Origin of the sequence: Phytobacter sp. SCO41, from assembly GCF_003073275.1 — a bacterium.
GTDB classification, from domain to species: domain Bacteria; phylum Pseudomonadota; class Gammaproteobacteria; order Enterobacterales; family Enterobacteriaceae; genus Phytobacter; species Phytobacter diazotrophicus.
In genome coordinates this window covers 3,533,059-3,551,243 of record NZ_CP027225.1, presented here as the reverse complement: position 1 = coordinate 3,551,243, position 18,185 = coordinate 3,533,059, and the positions used below count along the sequence as shown (strand labels likewise).

Below are 18,185 nucleotides of genomic sequence, written 5' to 3'. Positions count from 1 at the left end.
AGGAGAGTCGTAAATGACCGAAGGCCCGTTAAATGAAAATGAATTGCAGTGGCTGGAAGAGACATTGGTCGCTTATGGCCACAGCGATGAGTCCGTACTCGATGTGGCGGAGCTGGATGGTATGTTGACCGCCGTATTGTCCGGCCCGGTGGTTGTCGAGCCGGATCGCTGGCTGGTTGCTGTATGGGGCGGCGAAAAGAACATTCCGCGCTGGAAAAACGATCGTGAAATGAATCGTTTTATCGATCTCTGCTTTAAGCATTTGAACGATATTGCCGAGCGCCTGAGTGATTACCCGGATCAGTTTGAACCCGTCTTTGGTTACAACGAAGTGGACGGTAAGAGCTACACGGTGGTTGAAGAGTGGTGTTTTGGCTATATGCGCGGCGTGGCGCTAACCGACTGGTCAGGCTTGCCGGAGGAGCGTAAGGCCGATCTGGATATTATTGCCTTGCACGGGCTGGAAGAAAACTTTGAGCGTCTGGATGAATTCACCGAAGAGGAATTCAATGAAAGCGTAGAGGCTATCAGGCCTGCCGCTCTGCGTCTGTATGAGTACTGGTCGGCGAATCCACAACAGCCTGTTGCTCAGAAACCGCAGGTGAATGGTGTAAAAGTCGGGCGTAACGATCCTTGCCCGTGTGGCAGCGGTAAGAAATTCAAAAGCTGCTGCCTGCACTAAAAAAACCGGGCTCCTGATGAGCCCGATTTATTATCCCACTTCCGGCAGCAAGCCTGCTGAAATCGCAAATTGTACGGCAATAATAGTTACGCCGCAGGCCATCACCAGGCAGAGCATAGGTCTCCCGCCCAGAACACGATATTGCGCTTGTCCATGCGCCTTACGGCTTTGCCATGCGAGCAGGGCGGGGATCAGCAGGGCCAGCACCGCAAGCGCCACGCCAGCATAACCGAGCGCCATCACAAAACCGCGCGGATAGAAGAGGGCGAAGGCCAGCGGGGGCAAAAAGGTTATCGCGCCGGTTTGCAGACGCCCGACAGCCGTGTTGCGGCGCTGGAACAGGTCGGCCAGATAATCAAATAGACCAAGCGACACACCTAAAAATGAGGTCGCCAGCGCCAGGTCGGCAAACAGATGAACAGCCAGTTCCACATGCGCGGAGGCAACCACTTCGCGCAGCGCCTCAAGAAGTCCATTCAGCCCGGCATGGTTAGCCAGCATCCCCATAAAGGTTGAAGACTCAATACTGCCAAGGGTCGCCAGTTGCCAGAAAATATAGGCGACCAGCGGGATCGCGCTGCCGGTGATAAATATCCCGCGCAGCTTGCGAACGTTACCGCCCATATAACTGACAATGCTCGGCACGCTGCCATGAAAGCCAAAAGAGGTAAAAATCACCGGCATGGCGGAGAGGGCCATCCCTTTTTCCAGCGGCAGGGTGAGTAAATTCACCTGATGAACATGTGGCAGGAGCAGCGCGAGCATTACCACCAGGAAAATAATCTTGGCGCTAAACAGGAAACGGTTGAATAAATCGACCAGTGATGTGCCAATACAGACCACGCCACCGGCGACAAAGGTAAACAAAAATACCCCGCCTGATGACGATACATTGATGCCAGTCCATGCGCTGAGGCTGGACGCCAGCAGCTCACCGGCGCCGCTGATATAAGCCGCCGTCAGGGCATACATCAAAAACATCATGCTAAAACCGGTGATCCACTGCCCGTAACGCCCCAGGTAACGTCGCGCCAGACTACCGAGCCCTGTATCGGCGGGCACGTGCTGATAGACTTCGAGCAATAACAGCGCGGTATAACACATCAGTCCCCACAGGGCGAAGAGTAAAACCAGCGTTACACTAAATCCGACCCCGGCGGCGGCCAGCGGCATCGCCAGCATCCCTGCGCCAATAGTGGTACCAGCCACAATAAAAACACTGCCAAGTGCTCGATTCTTCACACTTTCCTCTGGATTCAAACCGCATTCTTTATCAAATATGCGGCGCAGAGTATGTGAAAAACCGATCTGCGTCAAACCGGGCTTACAAACAGTGTAAATAAATAATTACATGAAAAGAGGCGCTTACCTTTGGTCGTTTGGCTGGTGCTCTACAGGCGGCGCGCAATGCAGGTAAACCTGTCTCAGCGCAATAAACCCTTATAAAGATGTGTCTATGATGCATCTTTTAAGCGGAGGGTGTATGGCGTCAATTCATGGTCATGAAGTACTTAATATGATGCTGGAGTCAGGGGAGCGTTATTCAGAGCAAAGCCTGGAGGCGGCAATCTGTATGCGCTTTGGTAAGGATGCCCGTTTTCATACCTGCTCAGCAGAGGATATGACGGCAGCGGAGCTGGTGGCGTTTCTGGCATCGCGTGGGAAATTCATTCCTGCGGAAAATGGGTTTTCTACCCACGAAAGTAAAATCTGCCAGCACTAAAAAATAATGCGGTAATGTAGAGTCATTACCGCATTTTGCTTAATTTGCGGTGTCGAGAGTAGACAGTTCTTTATCGATAAAATAAAGACCTTCGCCGCTTTTACCCGCCAGCGTCAGTTTATCAATAACGGATTTAAACAGTTTTTCTTCTTCATGTTGTTCCGCTACATACCACTGCAGGAAATTAAACGTCGGATAATCCTGCGAGGTCATTGCGACGTGCGCCAGTTCGTTAATTTTCTGGGTGATCAACTGCTCGTGTTCGTAAGTCGCACGGAACAATTCATCCAGCGAAGCGTATTCGGCAAACGGCGACTGAATAGTATTAATGCGCGGTAAGCTGCCGGTATCTGCCAGATAATCAAACAGACGCTGCATGTGCGTCATCTCTTCCTGCGCATGGCGGCGCAGAAATGCGGCGGCACCTTCAAAGCTGTTATAGCTGCACCAGGCGCTCATTTGTTGATAAAGCAGCGACGAAAAAAGTTCGAGGTTCATCTGCTCATTGAGTTTTTCAATCATTTCAGCTTTAAGCATGGCGCCACTCCGAAAAATAATAAAAGAGGTAAAGAGCGGCCACTATAATTTGTTATTTAATTATTTGCAAAAGGTAAAATAAAAAATAATTTTTATTAAAAATGAGAATGGGAATAACACGCATTGCAGGAAAATAAGCGGGGAAATGATAATTATTCTTTTATTTAAATAAAGAGTAATGCCAGCGGTGGAGCACTGGCATTAATTGTTACCAGGCTCTGGCGGCCGGCACGTTGTTGAGCGCCATACCACGGCACTGGTACTGAATGGTGATGGTCGTGTTCATACAGACGGAACCACTGATCAGGCTACAGGTCGAAATGGGCTGACCATAGGCCACTGCGGTCGCATAGCCCATTTGTTGACACTGCTTGTTGGCGGTTCCCTGCGTGGTGTATTCGTCATAGTGTGCGTTTTGCATCATCGCCTGATTAAAGCTAAGACGGATCAGACCATTGGTCGTATCAACATTGCTGACTTTGGGTTCTTTGGTTATTGAGCACCCGGCGAGCAGTAGCAGCGAGGCGGCAACAAGGATTTTGTTCATGAAAGCGCTCTGATTCATATGGGCATTGTTGCATCTTACCGACTTATTACGCGGGCAATCGGCAGAATAGCCTGCTTAACTGACCTTTTTACGTGCAACGACGGGGCAATCAGGTCCATTTCAGGCAAAACTGTGAACGCAATTTGCTTTTTTAAAACTATTTTTCATTAAATTTGAAAGTCTGTTTATCAGGTAGTAAGGTTAATCCAATTTGACCACTTAATGCATTAACCAGGAGATGAAGATGAAGATTGCACTGATGATGGAAAACAGCCAGGCAGCGAAAAACGCCGTCATCCTTAAAGAACTGAAAGCGGTTGCGGATGAAAAAGATTTTCCGGTCTTCAATGTGGGTATGAGTGACGAAAACGATCATCACCTGACCTATATCCACCTTGGTATTATGGCCAGTATTCTGCTGAATGCTAAAGCGGTCGACTTTGTAGTGACGGGTTGCGGTACAGGGCAGGGGGCGCTGATGTCCCTGAATATTCATCCTGGCGTTATTTGTGGTTACTGTATTGATCCGGCTGACGCTTTCCTGTTTGCCCAGATTAACAACGGCAACGCGCTCTCATTGCCGTTCGCCAAAGGGTTTGGCTGGGGCGCGGAGCTGAATGTGCGCTTTATCTTTGAAAAAGCGTTCACGGGCCGTAAAGGTGAAGGCTACCCGCCGGAACGTAAAGAGCCGCAGGTGCGTAATGCCGGTATCCTCAACCAGGTAAAAGCGGCGGTAGTCAAAGAGAACTACCTTGATACCTTACGCGCCATCGATCCGGAACTGGTGAAAACCGCCGTTTCCGGCCCGCGTTTCCAGCAGTGCTTCTTTGAAAACTGCCAGGATAAAGCCATCGAAGCTTTCGTGCGTGAGATCCTCGCCTGATACCCCTGAGGTCAGCACACGCTGGCCTCTGCTTTCCCTTCCGTGTTCACCCGCCACTGTTTCCTTAACTTATCCAATTATTTTTTAAAAATACAAAAAAATTTTAGAGTGTAAGCCGCAGATTCTACACGAATTTTTAACAAAAACTGTTTTTCTTTAAAAATAAAACGTGATTTCTATCACGTAAATATTGCTTTTTGTGACGGAGGTCATATTATATGCACATCAACCGATAACACCTGCATAACAATCGCCGGAGCAAAACATGAAACTGCGCAAAATCCTGAAAAGCATTTTTGAAACCTACTGCAAAACCTTCAAAGATGTCCCCCCGGGTGCCATGTTCTGATGATAAAAAAACCTGCCGAGGCAGGTTTTTTTATGTCCGCAACAAAAGGCGGAAGGGTGATAAAAGCGGCGATCTTCGCCGCTTTTTGCTATCAGAAGAAAGCCGAGACCAACATGTAGCTGGCAGCACAGGCGCAACTCACGCCAATCAGACCCGGAATGATAAAGCTGTGGTTAATGATAAATTTGCCGATACGCGTGGTGCCTGAGCGGTCAAAGCCGATACAGGCCAGGTCACTCGGGTAGGTCGGCAGAACAAAATAGCCGTACGAGGCCGGGAAGAATGCGATCAACATTTTGGGTTCAACGCCCAGCATCAGACCCATTGGCGCAACGGCGGTCAGTGCGGCGGCCTGGCTGTTTACCAGTTTCGAGACGAGGAACAGCACGATAGCGTAGGTCCACGGATGGCTTTTCACGACCCCTTCCAGCGCCATTTTCAGTTCGTTCAGATGTGCCTGGAAAAAAGTATCACTCATCCATGCAACACCAAACACCGAGAAAATAGCCACCATTCCCGCTTTGAATACCGCACCGCCTGATATAGCAGAAGCGTTGACCTTACAGACCATCAGCATCACGGCACCGGCAATCAGCATCATCATCTGAATGACCAGGTTCATAGAGAGGGGTGAAAGTTTACCTTTTACGTCGAAAGCCGGGCGCAATTGCGGGAGTGCGCCGAGTAATACCACGACCAGGATACCGGCAAAAAAGATCCACGTTGACCAGTAGGCCTCTTTGGGGAAGCGCTGGTTCATCAGTGTTTCGCTACTGCCATAAATGAATTCACGCTGTTTCGGATCTTTTAATTTTTCCTGGAATTCTTTGTCGTCTGCCAGATCTTTACCACGGCGCAGGCTCCACAGCGCGGCGATAGCGACCCCGAACAGCGAGGCCGGAACAGAGACGGCCAGTATTTCAAGGATACTCCAGGCATGACCAATGCCGTGTTGCGCGGCAAGAATGGAGACCAGCGACACGACGGCAACGGAGACCGGCGATGCGGTAATCGCCATCTGCGAGGCAATAGAAGCCACGGCCATCGGACGTTCCGGGCGGATATTTTTCTTAAGCGCAATGTCGGCGATGATAGGAAACATGGTGTAGACCACATGCCCGGTACCGCAGAGAAACGTCAATGTCCATGTGGTGAACGGTGCCAGCAACGTAATATGTTGGGGATGGCGACGTAATAACCGCTCCGCAAATTGCATCATCACGTTCAGACCGCCTGCGGTTTGCAGCGTAGCCGCGCAACCAATAACGGCAAGAATCGTGAGCATAACATCAACCGGCGGCTTGCCCGGCTCCAGACCAAATACAAAACTCAGGAGAAAAAGGCCGATACCGCTGATTAAACCCAGCCCCATCCCGCCAAAACGTGTCCCTATTAATAAACAGAGAATTATAATGATAAATTCAATGGTAATCATGACTCACCTTGTCCTGGACATTAATACATTGAATAGATCATTACATTTTGTAACGTCTCTCAATGAGAGCCAGATCCAATTTGAGCAAAATTAATAAAAGCAATAACTTATATACTTTTTATTAACAAATAATTCATACCCTGGCAAAGTAATGGGTCAGTCGGTGGGGGGATTAAACATCGACTGACGACAGGAAGGGGTAACGCGGAAAAATTAACAGGCAAGGGAAGCGGAATACTGAATAGTGAGAATGTTTTTTAATTCTTCGTGATTGTTTTGATATTCTGCGCGAATGTTGTTTATGAGTTCGAGAGTGGCCATATTAGTGTCCAATGCGATCTCTTCGGCCAGACATTCCAGTGCACAGATACGCAGGGCCTGGTTTTCCATGAGTTGCTTTAGAACATCCTCAACAGAGACAAAATTATTGTCCACCATATCAACCGCCTTAATAACCGGCCAGGTCCCTGACGCCTTAATATATTCGAACAGTTGCATCATTCGCGTCACACTTTTTTGCGCCTGAATGCGCAGAAACACCCCCATAGCAGGAAGGTTACGCGTCATACACCCGTTGCCAAGAGAGATATAAAGATGTGACGCATGAAACTCAAGATTCATCTGGGTATTCAATTTCTGCGTCATTACAGAGGTCATCATAATAATATCCTTATTACAGAGTAAGTTTTTGCACGTGTTAAATTAAAACGGCAAACCATTCAGGTATTCATCTGCCTCAACGTGAGTTGCATAAGGATTACAGAGGAAGAAGCGTATCCTAAGTTATATTACGTTATTGTTCATTTCGCCCATATGACATGTGGATGATAGTTTTATTCAGTCATAAATATTCGTTTTCTCTTACAGAGGGTGCACTTATTCCGACAGGCAAATAAACCTATCTTTCAAAAGCCTGCGGTTTCTCTGGTTACCTGAAAAGTGACGGCTTGCGCTCGCCTGGCGGCAAGAATGTGACTTAAGAACGTTTTTGAAACACCGTTTTGATTTAATGTATGGACAATTGACGACAACAACAGGGTAAGGAGTAGGCAATGAAAAAAGTGGCGGTGTTGTTAGCGCCAGGGTTTGAAGAGGCAGAGGCGATTATTACCATCGACATTCTGCGTCGCCTGAATATCGAGGTTGAAACGCTGGCCTGCGCGCAATCACGTGCGGTAGTGAGCTATCACAATATTCCGATGGTGGCAGACAGCACGCTGAGCGAGCGTGCTGACACACTTTACGACGCCGTGGTGCTTCCGGGTGGCCCGCAGGGCAGTGTTAACCTTGCCGCGAACACAGAAGTTATCGCATTTGTTAAGCATCACGATGCGCAGAACAGGCTGATTTGCCCGATTTGCTCCGCGGCCGCAAGAGTGCTCGGCGGCAATGACCTGCTGGATGGCCGCCGCTACGTCTGCTCCGGCGATTTGTGGCAAGGGGTTCGAAACGGCGAGTACGTTGATGCCCCGGTGGTGGAAGACCGCAATCTGTTAAGCGGCAAAGGTCTTGGCCACGCGTTTGATTTTGCGTTTGCCCTGTCGGCACGCTTGCTGGGCGATGAAACCCCCGTGCGCGATCACGCAGATCATATTTATTACCATTGGTAACTTGTACACCCCGATACACCTTGTATCGGGGGACAAGGATAACCGAGCTGGAGCTATGGATTATCCTGCTAATACCCTTCTGATTTGTACGACAAATACGCCCATTTTTATGTCTTAATCCGCTGAATTTATGTACGGAATTACTGTAATTCTGCGGTGTGATATTGCTCTCCTATGGAGAATCAATTTCCCGCTAAAACTACTGCCAGCACAGGTATCCAGGGAAGCACGGATCCTAATGCCTTGTTTTATGACCTTTTAAGTTAACCGGTAGTTATTTTTCCCTACGTAAAAGAAAGTCAAAGCTGGAGTTAACCATGCACAAATTCACTAAAGCGTTAGCAGCCATTGGCCTTGCCGCCGTTATGTCACAATCCGCTATTGCTGAAACAATGAAACTGGGTTTTTTGGTAAAACAACCTGAAGAACCCTGGTTCCAGACTGAATGGAAATTCGCCGATAAGGCGGGCAAGGATTTAGGGTTTGAGGTGATTAAAATCGCCGTTCCGGATGGCGAAAAAACACTGAATGCTATCGACAGTCTGGCAGCGAGCGGCGCAAAAGGCTTCGTTATCTGTACGCCGGACCCGAAATTAGGTTCCGCGATTGTTGCTAAAGCGCGCGGTTATGACATGAAAGTCATTACCGTGGATGATCAGTTCGTTAATGCCAAAGGCGAACCGATGACCTCCGTTCCTCTGGTCATGATGGCTGCCAGCGAAATCGGCGCGCGTCAGGGTCAGGAATTGTACAAAGAGATGCAAAAACGCGGCTGGGATGTGAAAACGACCGGCGTTATGGCGATCACGGCCAATGAACTGGATACCGCACGTCGCCGTACCACCGGTTCAATGGATGCGCTGAAAGCCGCGGGCTTCCCGGAAAAACAAATTTACCAGGTACCGACAAAATCAAACGATATCCCCGGTGCGTTTGATGCCGGTAACTCTCTGCTGGTGCAACATCCGGAAGTGAAACACTGGCTGGTGCTGGGTATGAACGATAACACCGTCCTGGGCGGCGTGCGTGCAACCGAAGGCCAGGGCTTTAAAGCTGCGGATGTGATTGGCATTGGTATTAACGGTGTGGACGCGGTGAGCGAGCTGTCGAAAGCGCAGGCGACCGGCTTCTACGGTTCTCTGCTGCCAAGCCCGGATGTGCATGGCTATAAAACCAGCGAGCTGCTCTACAACTGGGTGACCAAAGGTGTTGAGCCGCCGAAATTCACTGCGGTTACCGATGTGGTGCTGATCACTCGCGATAACTTCAAAGAAGAGCTGGCGAAAAAAGGGTTAGGCGTGAAGTAAATCTCTGATGGTTGTGCCCTCCCTTATCAGGGAGGGCCAGAAGTACACTGAACTGATTCACGGAGACGTTATGCAAGACTCTACTCCTTATCTTTCCTTCCGCGGCATCGGCAAGACGTTCCCCGGCGTCAAGGCCCTGAGCGATATCAGCTTTGACTGTCATGCCGGTCAGGTCCACGCGTTGATGGGGGAGAATGGCGCGGGTAAGTCGACCCTGTTGAAAATTCTCAGCGGTAATTACGCACCGACGACCGGTACGCTGGCAATTAAAGGACAGGAAGTTAGCTTCGCGGATACTACGGCGGCGCTCAATGCCGGTGTGGCTATCATCTACCAGGAACTGCATCTGGTACCGGAAATGACGGTGGCGGAGAATATCTATCTCGGCCAGTTACCCCATAAAAGCGGGATCGTTAACCGCTCACTCCTTAATTATGAAGCGGGTCTGCAACTCAAGCATCTGGGGCTGGATATTGATCCACAGACGCCGCTCAAATATCTCTCCATCGGCCAGTGGCAGATGGTCGAAATCGCGAAGGCGCTGGCACGTAACGCCAAAGTTATTGCCTTTGATGAACCGACAAGCTCACTGTCGGCGCGCGAAATCGAAAACCTGTTCAGGGTTATTCGTGAGCTGCGTAAAGAAGGGCGCGTCATTTTGTATGTTTCGCACCGCATGGAAGAGATCTTCGCCCTCAGCGATGCCATTACCGTGTTTAAAGATGGACGTTATGTCCGTACGTTCACGGACATGCAGCAGGTTAACCATGACCAGCTAGTACAGGCGATGGTTGGCCGTGACCTGGGCGACATCTACGGCTGGCAGCCGCGCGACTATGGCGATGAACGGCTACGCCTCGATCAGGTTAAAGCGCCCGGTGTTCGCACACCGATTAGCCTGACGGTACGCAGCGGCGAGATTGTTGGTCTATTCGGTCTGGTAGGGGCAGGGCGCAGCGAGTTAATGAAAGGTTTGTTCGGCGGTACGCGAATTACCGAAGGGAAAGTCTTTATTGACGGTGCTGAGGTTAATATCCAGAAACCATCCCATGCCATTCGCGCCGGTATGATGCTCTGCCCGGAAGACCGTAAAGCAGAAGGGATTATTCCCGTCCACTCCGTACAGGAGAATATCAATATCAGCGCCCGGCGTAAGTTTACCCATGCAGGGTGTTTGATCAATAACGGCTGGGAGGCGCAGAACGCCGAGCATCATATTCGTAGCCTGAATATCAAAACGCCCAGTGCCGACCAGTTAATTATGAATCTTTCCGGTGGTAATCAGCAAAAGGCCATTCTGGGACGTTGGTTATCGGAAGAGATGAAGGTCATTTTGCTCGATGAACCCACTCGCGGGATTGATGTGGGGGCCAAGCATGAAATCTATAACGTTATCTATGCGCTGGCAGCCCGTGGTGTAGCGGTGTTGTTTGCCTCAAGCGACCTGCCGGAAGTCCTTGGCGTCGCCGACCGCATCGTGGTGATGCGCGAAGGCGAAATTGCCGGTGAATTGCTTCATGGTCAGGCCGATGAACAGCGAGCGCTCAGCCTCGCGATGCCTAAAGTTAGCCAGGCTGTCGCCTGAGCAAGGAGAATATGATGTCATCTGTAACTTCTTCTGGCGCACCGAAGTCGCCATCGGCCTTTAGCCTGGGCCGCATCTGGGATCAGTTCGGTATGCTGGTGGTGTTTGCCGCACTGTTTATCGGCTGCGCCGTTTTTGTGCCGAACTTCGCCTCGTTTGTGAACATGAAAGGGCTGGGGCTTGCAATCTCCATGTCCGGTATGGTGGCCTGCGGGATGTTGTTCTGTCTGGCCTCCGGTGACTTCGACCTTTCGGTTGCATCCGTCATCGCCTGTGCTGGTGTTACCACCGCTGTGGTGATCAACATGTCAGGTAGCCTGTGGCTGGGCGTATTTGCTGGCCTGATGCTGGGCGTGGTGAGCGGGTTTATTAACGGTTTCGTGATTGCCCGGCTGAAAATTAACGCCCTGATCACGACCCTTGCCACGATGCAAATTGTGCGCGGGCTGGCTTATATCATTTCTGATGGTAAAGCGGTCGGTATTGAAGACGAGAGCTTCTTTACGCTTGGTTATGCCAACTGGCTGGGGCTGCCTGCGCCAATCTGGCTGACTGTCGCCTGCCTTATCGTGTTTGGCTTCCTGCTAAACAAAACGACGTTCGGTCGAAACACGCTGGCCATTGGCGGCAATGAAGAAGCGGCGCGTCTGGCGGGCGTACCCGTGGTGCGCACGAAAATCATTATCTTTGTTCTGTCCGGGCTGGTATCCGCGGCGGCAGGGATTATCCTGGCCTCGCGTATGACAAGCGGTCAGCCGATGACCTCTATCGGTTATGAGCTGATTGTGATTTCGGCCTGCGTGCTGGGTGGGGTTTCGCTGAAAGGCGGTATCGGTAAAATCTCTTACGTGGTCGCCGGGATCCTGATTCTGGGGACGGTAGAGAATGCGATGAACCTGCTGAACATCTCGCCGTTTGCCCAGTATGTGGTGCGTGGTTTGATCTTGCTGGCTGCGGTAATTTTTGACCGCTACAAACAGAAGGCTAAAAGAACTGTTTAATCCTCCTGTCATCGCTATGATGATTGATCTTTAAGCATACCTCCAGTAACCCATCAACCGCCAGAATGGTTGATGGGTTATGCATAAAATGGCGAGCAGCGTCACACTGTCTATACTTACATGGCTAATGATAATGAAAGGTTATCGTATGAGACCTTTCACCGTTGACCATTAAGGAGGAAACCAGGGTGGCTGACCTGTTATCTGAACCGCCTGTCTTTTCCGGAAATTTTGCTTTTTTCTTCGATCTTGACGGAACCCTCGCTGAAATCAAACCTCACCCTGACCAGGTTTTTGTTCCGCCGGATGTTCTCAAGCGGCTCGCACGCCTTGCTGAAATGAATGATGGCGCGGTGGCATTGATCTCAGGGCGCTCAATGGCAGAGCTGGACAAGCTTGCCAGGCCTTACCGTTTTCCCCTTGCCGGGGTTCATGGGGCAGAGCGCCGCGATATCAACGGTCAAACTCACCGGGTCACGTTGCCAGATGAGATCATCCAGCCGCTGGAACAGGCACTGACTACGGGAATGGCCGCACTTAAGGGTGCCGAGCTTGAAAGCAAGGGGATGGCGTTCGCTCTGCATTATCGGCAGGCACCGGAGCATGAAGAGGCAATCTTCGCTCTGGCACGCAAAATGGTGGAGACCTGGGGCCAACTGGCGATGCAGCCAGGCAAATGTGTGATCGAACTTAAACCGTCTGGCATCAACAAGGGTGCCGCTATAGACGCGTTTTTACAGGAGTCGCCGTTTAGGGGCAGAAAACCGGTATTTATCGGCGATGATCTGACGGATGAGCACGGCTTTGAGGTCGTGAACGCGAAATCAGGTATTTCGGTGAAAGTAGGGGCTGGTGCAACTCACGCGCAATGGCGTTTGGGTTGTGTGAATGACGTCCATCAGTGGCTTAAACGTATAACTGACCATCAAGAACAAGAAAAAAAGGCGCTAACAAACAGGAGAGATGGCTATGAGTCGCTTAGTCGTAGTATCTAATCGCATTGCTCCGCCTGACGATAAAAAGTCCAGCGCAGGTGGGCTGGCCGTAGGGATTCTGGGAGCATTAAAAGCCACGGGCGGATTATGGTTCGGCTGGAGTGGTGAAATCGGTGATGAAGATGCACCGCTGAAAAAGGTCTCGCGTGGAAATATCACATGGGCTTCCTTTAACCTCAGCGAAGAGAATTACGAGCAATATTATTCTCAATTTTCCAACGCCGTGTTATGGCCAGCTTTCCATTATCGCCTGGACCTGGTGAAGTTCCAGCGTGAGGCATGGGAGGGCTATCAGCGGGTAAATTCCCTGTTGGCGGATAAGTTATTACCGCTGGTAGAAGATGATGACAATCTGTGGATCCACGATTACCATCTGCTGCCTTTTGCCAGTGAATTGCGCAAGCGTGGGGTGAATAACCGTATTGGTTTCTTCCTGCATATTCCTTTCCCGACCCCGGAAATCTTCAACGCGCTGCCGCCGAATGCCGAACTGCTTGAGCAGTTGTGTGACTATGACCTGCTGGGTTTCCAGACCGAGAGCGATCGTCTGGCGTTCCTTGACTGTCTGTCTACCCAAACGCGTCTGACAACACGTGGCGGTACGCACCATACCGCATGGGGCAAAACGTTCCAGACCGAGGTTTACCCTATCGGTATCGAACCGAAAGAGATTGCCCAGCAGGCTTCGGGGCCGTTGCCACCCAAACTGGCGCAACTTAAAAACGAGCTGAAAAACGTCAAGAATATCTTCTCCGTTGAGCGTCTGGATTACTCCAAGGGGTTGCCGGAGCGTTTTCTCGCCTATGAAACGCTGCTGGAGAAGTATCCGCAGCATCACGGTAAGATTCGCTATACGCAAATCGCACCGACCTCGCGTGGCGAAGTACAGGCCTATCAGGACATTCGTCATCAACTGGAAACGGAAGCGGGGCGCATTAACGGGAAATATGGTCAGCTTGGCTGGACGCCGCTCTATTATCTGAACCAGCACTTTGATCGCAAAGTGCTAATGAAAGTGTTTAGATACGCGGAAGTCGGGCTGGTCACACCACTGCGAGACGGGATGAACCTGGTCGCGAAAGAGTATGTTGCCGCGCAGGATCCTGCGAACCCGGGCGTACTGGTGCTGTCGCAATTTGCCGGTGCGGCAAACGAGCTAACCTCGGCGCTGATTGTTAACCCTTACGACCGGGATGATGTAGCTGCCGCGATGGACAGGGCGCTGACGATGCCGCTGGCTGAGCGTATCGCGCGCCATGCTGAAATGCTTAAGGTGATTGAGCAAAATGATATCAACCACTGGCAAGAACGGTTTATAAGCGATTTAAAGCGCATCACGCCACGTAGTGCTCACAGTAGCCTGCAAAACAAAGTGGCGACCTTCCCGAAAATGGCCTGACAAGAGCCCCTTCCGTTACGCGGGAGGGGTTATTCGCTTAATGGCACCAGCAAGACATCCACTTTACACGAACCGACTATCGCTTTAGCGGAGCAGGCCGCTCGCGCAAAAAAACTCTGATTGTGATTCCCACAGATAACCAGGTCGACGCCCTGTGTACGACAGGTATGCAGCACGTGCTCACTGAGCTCACCAGAGGTAATAATCACCTGTTCAATGGGGTAATCAGCGCGGCTGACCAGGTCATTCATAAACTGTTGCGTCTCTTCCTGCAGAATCTCGCGCACATTCTCCATCATCGGTGCCGCAAGCTGGTTATACATTTCGGGATCGGACGTTAGTGTGATGAGGGTTAAGCGGGAGTGAAACGGACGTGCTATTGACACCGCTTTTGCCACCAGGGCGTGGCTTTCCGGCGAGGCCGATACCGCAACCAACAGATGCGTGTAGCCCATGACTGGCTCCTTATCTATGAGGTTCACATATCACCATTACTCCGTTTGCGCCAACGTAGCAATAGACCAATATGACAAACTTGTGAAGAAAGTCATAAATATTCATTAATTAATCTTATGAAATGGACAGCCTGATGTTTAATCATCTTAATTAGAATTAGGTGCTTAAGCGAAATTTTAAGAATTTAAAGTTAAATCCCTAAATTATTAATCGTCCTGATTAACAAATTTAAAATGATCCCGGGCGGCAATTAATAAGCTTGGCTGTATTTCTAATTTCTTGTTTTATAAAGGTATTTATTATTGTTTCTTTATTAGAGACGAATTGCGTATTTTAAACGCCTAAAGATAGTACACATCTGACCACTGCGCCGTATTTCGATATGTCATATGAATGAGTATTCGCATTAAAAGAATAGAAAAATGGATTGTTAGAACAAAAAATAATCAATTCAGAAGCAGGACTGATAGATTTCTTACCAGGAAATGCGTAAATTATGTGACGTGGATCACATTTTTTCCAAAATTTCACTCTGGTCACATTGTATGTCTCAGCACCTACGAGTACAGTTGCGTCGAATTAGGAAAAATCTTAGTTCTTTGTAAGAAATGATTAAGAGTGTGGCAAGGTAAAAACATTTGAGCGAGAGACCTGCCGCACGAGATCCTAAGTCTGTTATGCATTTAGCCTTTCTTTTTATACCGGGTTTTTTCCCGGCGACATCACGGGGTGCGGTTTGTCCGCATAAGATACAAGTTGGTTATTCGGGATGGGAAAAATGCATACATCCGAGTTGCTGAAACACATTTATGACATCAATCTGTCATATCTGCTCCTTGCTCAGCGTTTAATTAGTCAGGACAAAGCGTCCGCCATGTTCCGCTTAGGTGTTAACGAAGAAATGGCGAATACGCTGGGAGAGTTAACTCTTCCACAGATGGTTAAGCTCGCTGAAACAAATCAAGTTATTTGTCAGTTCCGCTTTGACAACCATCAGACCATTACGCGTCTGACTCAGGAATCCCGTGTGGATGATTTACAGCAAATCCATACCGGCATTCTGCTCTCTACTCGTCTGCTGAATGAATCTACCCAAGCAGGTGAACCAGCCCGGAAGAAAAGGGCGTAATCATGAGCGAGAAAAGTATTGTTCAAGAAGCCCGCGACATTCAGTTAGCAATGGAACTGATCACGCTGGGCGCACGTTTGCAAATGTTGGAGAGTGAGACGCAACTGAGCCGTGGTCGTCTCATCAAGCTTTATAAAGAGCTGCGTGGTAGCCCGCCGCCGAAAGGTATGCTGCCATTCTCCACCGACTGGTTTATGACGTGGGAGCAAAATATTCATGCTTCAATGTTCTGTAATGCCTGGCAATTCTTACTAAAAACCGGGTTATGCAGCGGCGTTGATGCGGTAATTAAAGCCTATCGACTCTATCTCGAACAATGCCCTCAGCCTGAGGAAGGGCCACTGCTGGCTCTGACCCGTGCCTGGACTTTGGTACGTTTCGTGGAAAGCGGAATGCTGGAGTTGTCTCGCTGTAACTGCTGTGGTGGTAACTTTATCACCCACGCGCATCAGCCTGTTGGCAGTTTCGCCTGTAGTTTATGCCAGCCGCCTTCTCGTGCGGTAAAAAGACGTAAACTTTCCCGGGATGCTGCCGATATTATTCCACAACTGCTGGAAGAACAGATCGATCAGGCTGTTTGACCGAACAAGGTGTGGGACAAACTCCAGCAGCGGTGAAGTTATACCGCTGCTTTTTTTTTCCCTGCCTTTCGTGAAAACCCTGCGATTTGTCTTCCTTGCCATAGTCATTAGCGGAAGGATGATGTCGTGCTTATCGTATTAGGTTACATAGTGGTTGTGGGTGCTGTCCTTGGCGGGTATATGATGACCGGCGGGCACCTTGGCGCACTTTATCAACCGTCCGAGCTTATCATCATTGGCGGCGCTGGCATCGGTGCGTTTATCGTCGGCAACAATGGTAAAGCCATCAAGGGCACCATCAAGGCGTTACCTTTGCTGTTTCGCCGCTCCAAATACACAAAAAGTATGTACATGGATTTGCTGGCGCTGCTCTACCGGCTGATGGCGAAGTCTCGCCAGCAGGGGATGTTCTCCCTTGAACGGGATATCGAAAACCCGAAAGAGAGCGAGATTTTTGCCAGCTATCCGCGCATCCTTGCCGATGCCACCATGCTCGAATTTATTGTTGATTATCTGCGTCTTATCATCAGCGGCAATATGAACACCTTCGAAATTGAAGCGCTGATGGACGAAGAGATCGAAACCCACGAAAGTGAAGCGGAAGTCCCGGCCAACGCCCTGGCGGCGGTAGGGGATTCGTTGCCCGCATTTGGTATCGTTGCGGCGGTTATGGGCGTGGTTCACGCACTGGCCTCGGCGGACCGTCCGGCGGCGGAGCTTGGTGCGCTCATTGCTCACGCGATGGTGGGAACCTTCCTTGGTATTTTGTTGGCGTACGGCTTTATTTCTCCGCTGGCCAGCGTGTTGCGTCAGAAAAGCGCCGAAACCACCAAAATGATGCAGTGCGTCAAGATCACACTGTTGTCGAATCTGAACGGCTACGCGCCGCCAATTGCCGTCGAGTTTGGGCGTAAAACGCTGTACTCAACCGAACGTCCGTCGTTTGTCGAACTGGATGAACACGTGCGCGCGGTAAGAAATCCTAACCAACAGACAACGACTGAGGACGCATGAAAAATCAGTCCCATCCTATCGTCGTCGTAAGACGCAAGAAACATAAAGGACATGGCGGGGGAGCGCACGGCTCCTGGAAGATAGCCTATGCCGACTTTATGACGGCGATGATGGCTTTTTTCCTGGTTATGTGGCTTATCTCAATTTCTAGCCCTAAAGAACTGATTCAGATTGCCGAATACTTTCGTACACCCCTTGCAACAGCGGTAACGGGTGGACCAAGAATTTCGAATAGCGACAGTCCGATTCCGGGCGGTGGCGATGACTACACACAGCAGCAGGGTGAAGTTAAAAAACAGCCGAACATTGATGATCTCAAGCAACGCATGGAGCAAGCAAGGCTGAAAAAATTGCGCGGCGATCTGGACCAACTGATCGAAGCCGATCCGAAATTGCGTGCTTTACGCCCGCACCTCAAGATCGATCTTGTTCAGGAAGGTTTGCGTATTCAGATTATCGATAGCCAGAACCGCCCGATGTTTAAAACCGGCCGGGCAGAAGTGGAGCCCTATATGCGTGACATTTTGCGGGCTATAGCACCGGTACTGAATGGTATTCCGAACAAAATTAGCATTTCCGGACACACCGATGACTATCCCTACGCCAACGGTGAGAAAGGATACAGCAACTGGGAGCTTTCAGCGGATCGTGCAAACGCCTCGCGACGAGAACTGGTTGTTGGGGGTCTCGACGATGGAAAAATGCTTCGAGTCATTGGCATGGCAGCCACAATGAGGCTGGCAGAGCGCGGACCGAATGAGGCGATCAACCGCCGTATCAGCCTGTTGGTGCTAAACAAACAAGCAGAAGAAGCCATTCTGCATGAGAACGCCGAAAGCCAGAATGTGCCAATAAGCGTCATTACACAGCCGGAGGCAGAAGCGGCGCCAGCGCCAGCATCCGCGCCTGCGGCGGCAGTTACAACATCGCCACAACCCGAGTCGAGGTGATT

The 18,185-nt window shown here is 50.2% G+C and carries 20 protein-coding genes; 14 read left to right on the top strand and 6 right to left on the bottom strand.

Annotation, left to right across the window (positions count from 1 at the left end; translation table 11 throughout):
- Positions 1-13 precede the first annotated feature (13 nt).
- A complete protein-coding gene (locus tag C5523_RS17335) occupies positions 14-682 on the top strand; it encodes a YecA family protein (protein WP_079496748.1) in 669 nt (222 codons plus the stop codon).
- A gap of 30 nt (positions 683-712) precedes the next feature.
- On the opposite strand, the gene tyrP is transcribed toward C5523_RS17335, so the two are convergent.
- On the bottom strand, positions 713-1,924 hold the full coding sequence (gene tyrP, locus C5523_RS17330) for a tyrosine transporter TyrP (RefSeq protein ID WP_108701620.1): 1,212 nt from the start codon (positions 1,922-1,924) through the stop codon (positions 713-715).
- A 241-nt stretch (positions 1,925-2,165) separates the two neighbouring features.
- Here tyrP and C5523_RS17325 point away from each other — a divergent pair, with 241 nt between their 5' ends.
- Positions 2,166-2,405 (top strand): YecH family metal-binding protein, encoded by a 240-nt coding sequence (locus tag C5523_RS17325; RefSeq protein ID WP_039078666.1) that lies wholly within the window; start codon positions 2,166-2,168, stop codon positions 2,403-2,405.
- A 39-nt stretch (positions 2,406-2,444) separates the two neighbouring features.
- Here the strand turns inward: C5523_RS17325 and ftnA are convergent, their stop codons facing one another.
- Both ftnA and yecR read right to left on the bottom strand, forming a co-directional pair.
- Positions 2,445-2,942: a non-heme ferritin gene (gene ftnA / locus C5523_RS17320; RefSeq protein WP_039078667.1), complete on the bottom strand. Its 498-nt coding sequence runs from the start codon at positions 2,940-2,942 to the stop codon at positions 2,445-2,447.
- A gap of 208 nt (positions 2,943-3,150) precedes the next feature.
- Positions 3,151-3,489, bottom strand: coding sequence for a YecR family lipoprotein (yecR, locus tag C5523_RS17315; RefSeq protein ID WP_039078778.1), 339 nt, complete (start codon positions 3,487-3,489; stop codon positions 3,151-3,153).
- A 244-nt stretch (positions 3,490-3,733) separates the two neighbouring features.
- On the opposite strand from yecR, the gene C5523_RS17310 reads away from it, so the two are divergent.
- Both C5523_RS17310 and azuC read left to right on the top strand, forming a co-directional pair.
- Positions 3,734-4,372: an RpiB/LacA/LacB family sugar-phosphate isomerase gene (locus tag C5523_RS17310; protein WP_071194634.1), complete on the top strand. Its 639-nt coding sequence runs from the start codon at positions 3,734-3,736 to the stop codon at positions 4,370-4,372.
- A gap of 265 nt (positions 4,373-4,637) precedes the next feature.
- Entirely contained in the window at positions 4,638-4,721 is an 84-nt protein-coding gene (gene azuC / locus C5523_RS17305; RefSeq protein ID WP_088218881.1) for a stress response protein AzuC, read from the top strand.
- Positions 4,722-4,812: 91 nt separating this feature from the next.
- Here the strand turns inward: azuC and C5523_RS17300 are convergent, their stop codons facing one another.
- Together C5523_RS17300 and C5523_RS17295 are read right to left on the bottom strand one after the other, a co-directional pair.
- On the bottom strand, positions 4,813-6,156 hold the full coding sequence (locus C5523_RS17300; protein ID WP_039078669.1) for an anaerobic C4-dicarboxylate transporter: 1,344 nt from the start codon (positions 6,154-6,156) through the stop codon (positions 4,813-4,815).
- Positions 6,157-6,369: 213 nt separating this feature from the next.
- Positions 6,370-6,816 (bottom strand): ferritin-like domain-containing protein, encoded by a 447-nt coding sequence (locus C5523_RS17295; protein WP_108701619.1) that lies wholly within the window; start codon positions 6,814-6,816, stop codon positions 6,370-6,372.
- Between the two features lie 392 nt (positions 6,817-7,208).
- On the opposite strand from C5523_RS17295, the gene C5523_RS17290 reads away from it, so the two are divergent.
- The 6 genes from C5523_RS17290 (at position 7,209) to otsA (ending at position 14,053) form a co-directional block, all read left to right on the top strand.
- Positions 7,209-7,766 (top strand): DJ-1/PfpI family protein, encoded by a 558-nt coding sequence (locus C5523_RS17290; RefSeq protein ID WP_071194632.1) that lies wholly within the window; start codon positions 7,209-7,211, stop codon positions 7,764-7,766.
- A gap of 317 nt (positions 7,767-8,083) precedes the next feature.
- On the top strand, positions 8,084-9,073 hold the full coding sequence (locus C5523_RS17280) for an arabinose ABC transporter substrate-binding protein (RefSeq protein WP_039078671.1): 990 nt from the start codon (positions 8,084-8,086) through the stop codon (positions 9,071-9,073).
- 70 nt (positions 9,074-9,143) lie between these two features.
- A complete protein-coding gene (gene araG, locus C5523_RS17275) occupies positions 9,144-10,658 on the top strand; it encodes an L-arabinose ABC transporter ATP-binding protein AraG (RefSeq protein ID WP_108701618.1) in 1,515 nt (504 codons plus the stop codon).
- Between the two features lie 11 nt (positions 10,659-10,669).
- Entirely contained in the window at positions 10,670-11,659 is a 990-nt protein-coding gene (gene araH / locus C5523_RS17270) for an L-arabinose ABC transporter permease AraH (protein WP_162303309.1), read from the top strand.
- A 188-nt stretch (positions 11,660-11,847) separates the two neighbouring features.
- Entirely contained in the window at positions 11,848-12,654 is an 807-nt protein-coding gene (gene otsB, locus C5523_RS17265) for a trehalose-phosphatase (protein WP_039078674.1), read from the top strand.
- A complete protein-coding gene (otsA, locus tag C5523_RS17260) occupies positions 12,629-14,053 on the top strand; it encodes an alpha,alpha-trehalose-phosphate synthase (protein WP_071194629.1) in 1,425 nt (474 codons plus the stop codon). Before otsB ends, otsA begins: the two co-directional genes overlap by 26 nt.
- Positions 14,054-14,082: 29 nt before the next feature.
- On the opposite strand, the gene uspC is transcribed toward otsA, so the two are convergent.
- Positions 14,083-14,508, bottom strand: a complete 426-nt coding sequence (uspC, locus tag C5523_RS17255; protein ID WP_039078676.1) for a universal stress protein UspC — start codon at positions 14,506-14,508, stop codon at positions 14,083-14,085.
- Between the two features lie 779 nt (positions 14,509-15,287).
- Between uspC and flhD the strand changes: the two genes are divergently transcribed.
- The 4 genes from flhD to motB all read left to right on the top strand — a co-directional run bounded on the left by flhD (position 15,288) and on the right by motB (position 18,183).
- Positions 15,288-15,638 (top strand): flagellar transcriptional regulator FlhD, encoded by a 351-nt coding sequence (gene flhD / locus C5523_RS17250; RefSeq protein ID WP_039078677.1) that lies wholly within the window; start codon positions 15,288-15,290, stop codon positions 15,636-15,638.
- Positions 15,639-15,640: 2 nt separating this feature from the next.
- Positions 15,641-16,219: a flagellar transcriptional regulator FlhC gene (flhC, locus tag C5523_RS17245; RefSeq protein ID WP_039078678.1), complete on the top strand. Its 579-nt coding sequence runs from the start codon at positions 15,641-15,643 to the stop codon at positions 16,217-16,219.
- 126 nt (positions 16,220-16,345) lie between these two features.
- On the top strand, positions 16,346-17,233 hold the full coding sequence (gene motA, locus C5523_RS17235; protein ID WP_039078679.1) for a flagellar motor stator protein MotA: 888 nt from the start codon (positions 16,346-16,348) through the stop codon (positions 17,231-17,233).
- On the top strand, positions 17,230-18,183 hold the full coding sequence (motB, locus tag C5523_RS17230; protein ID WP_039078680.1) for a flagellar motor protein MotB: 954 nt from the start codon (positions 17,230-17,232) through the stop codon (positions 18,181-18,183). Before motA ends, motB begins: the two co-directional genes overlap by 4 nt.
- The last annotated feature ends 2 nt before the right edge of the window (positions 18,184-18,185 follow it).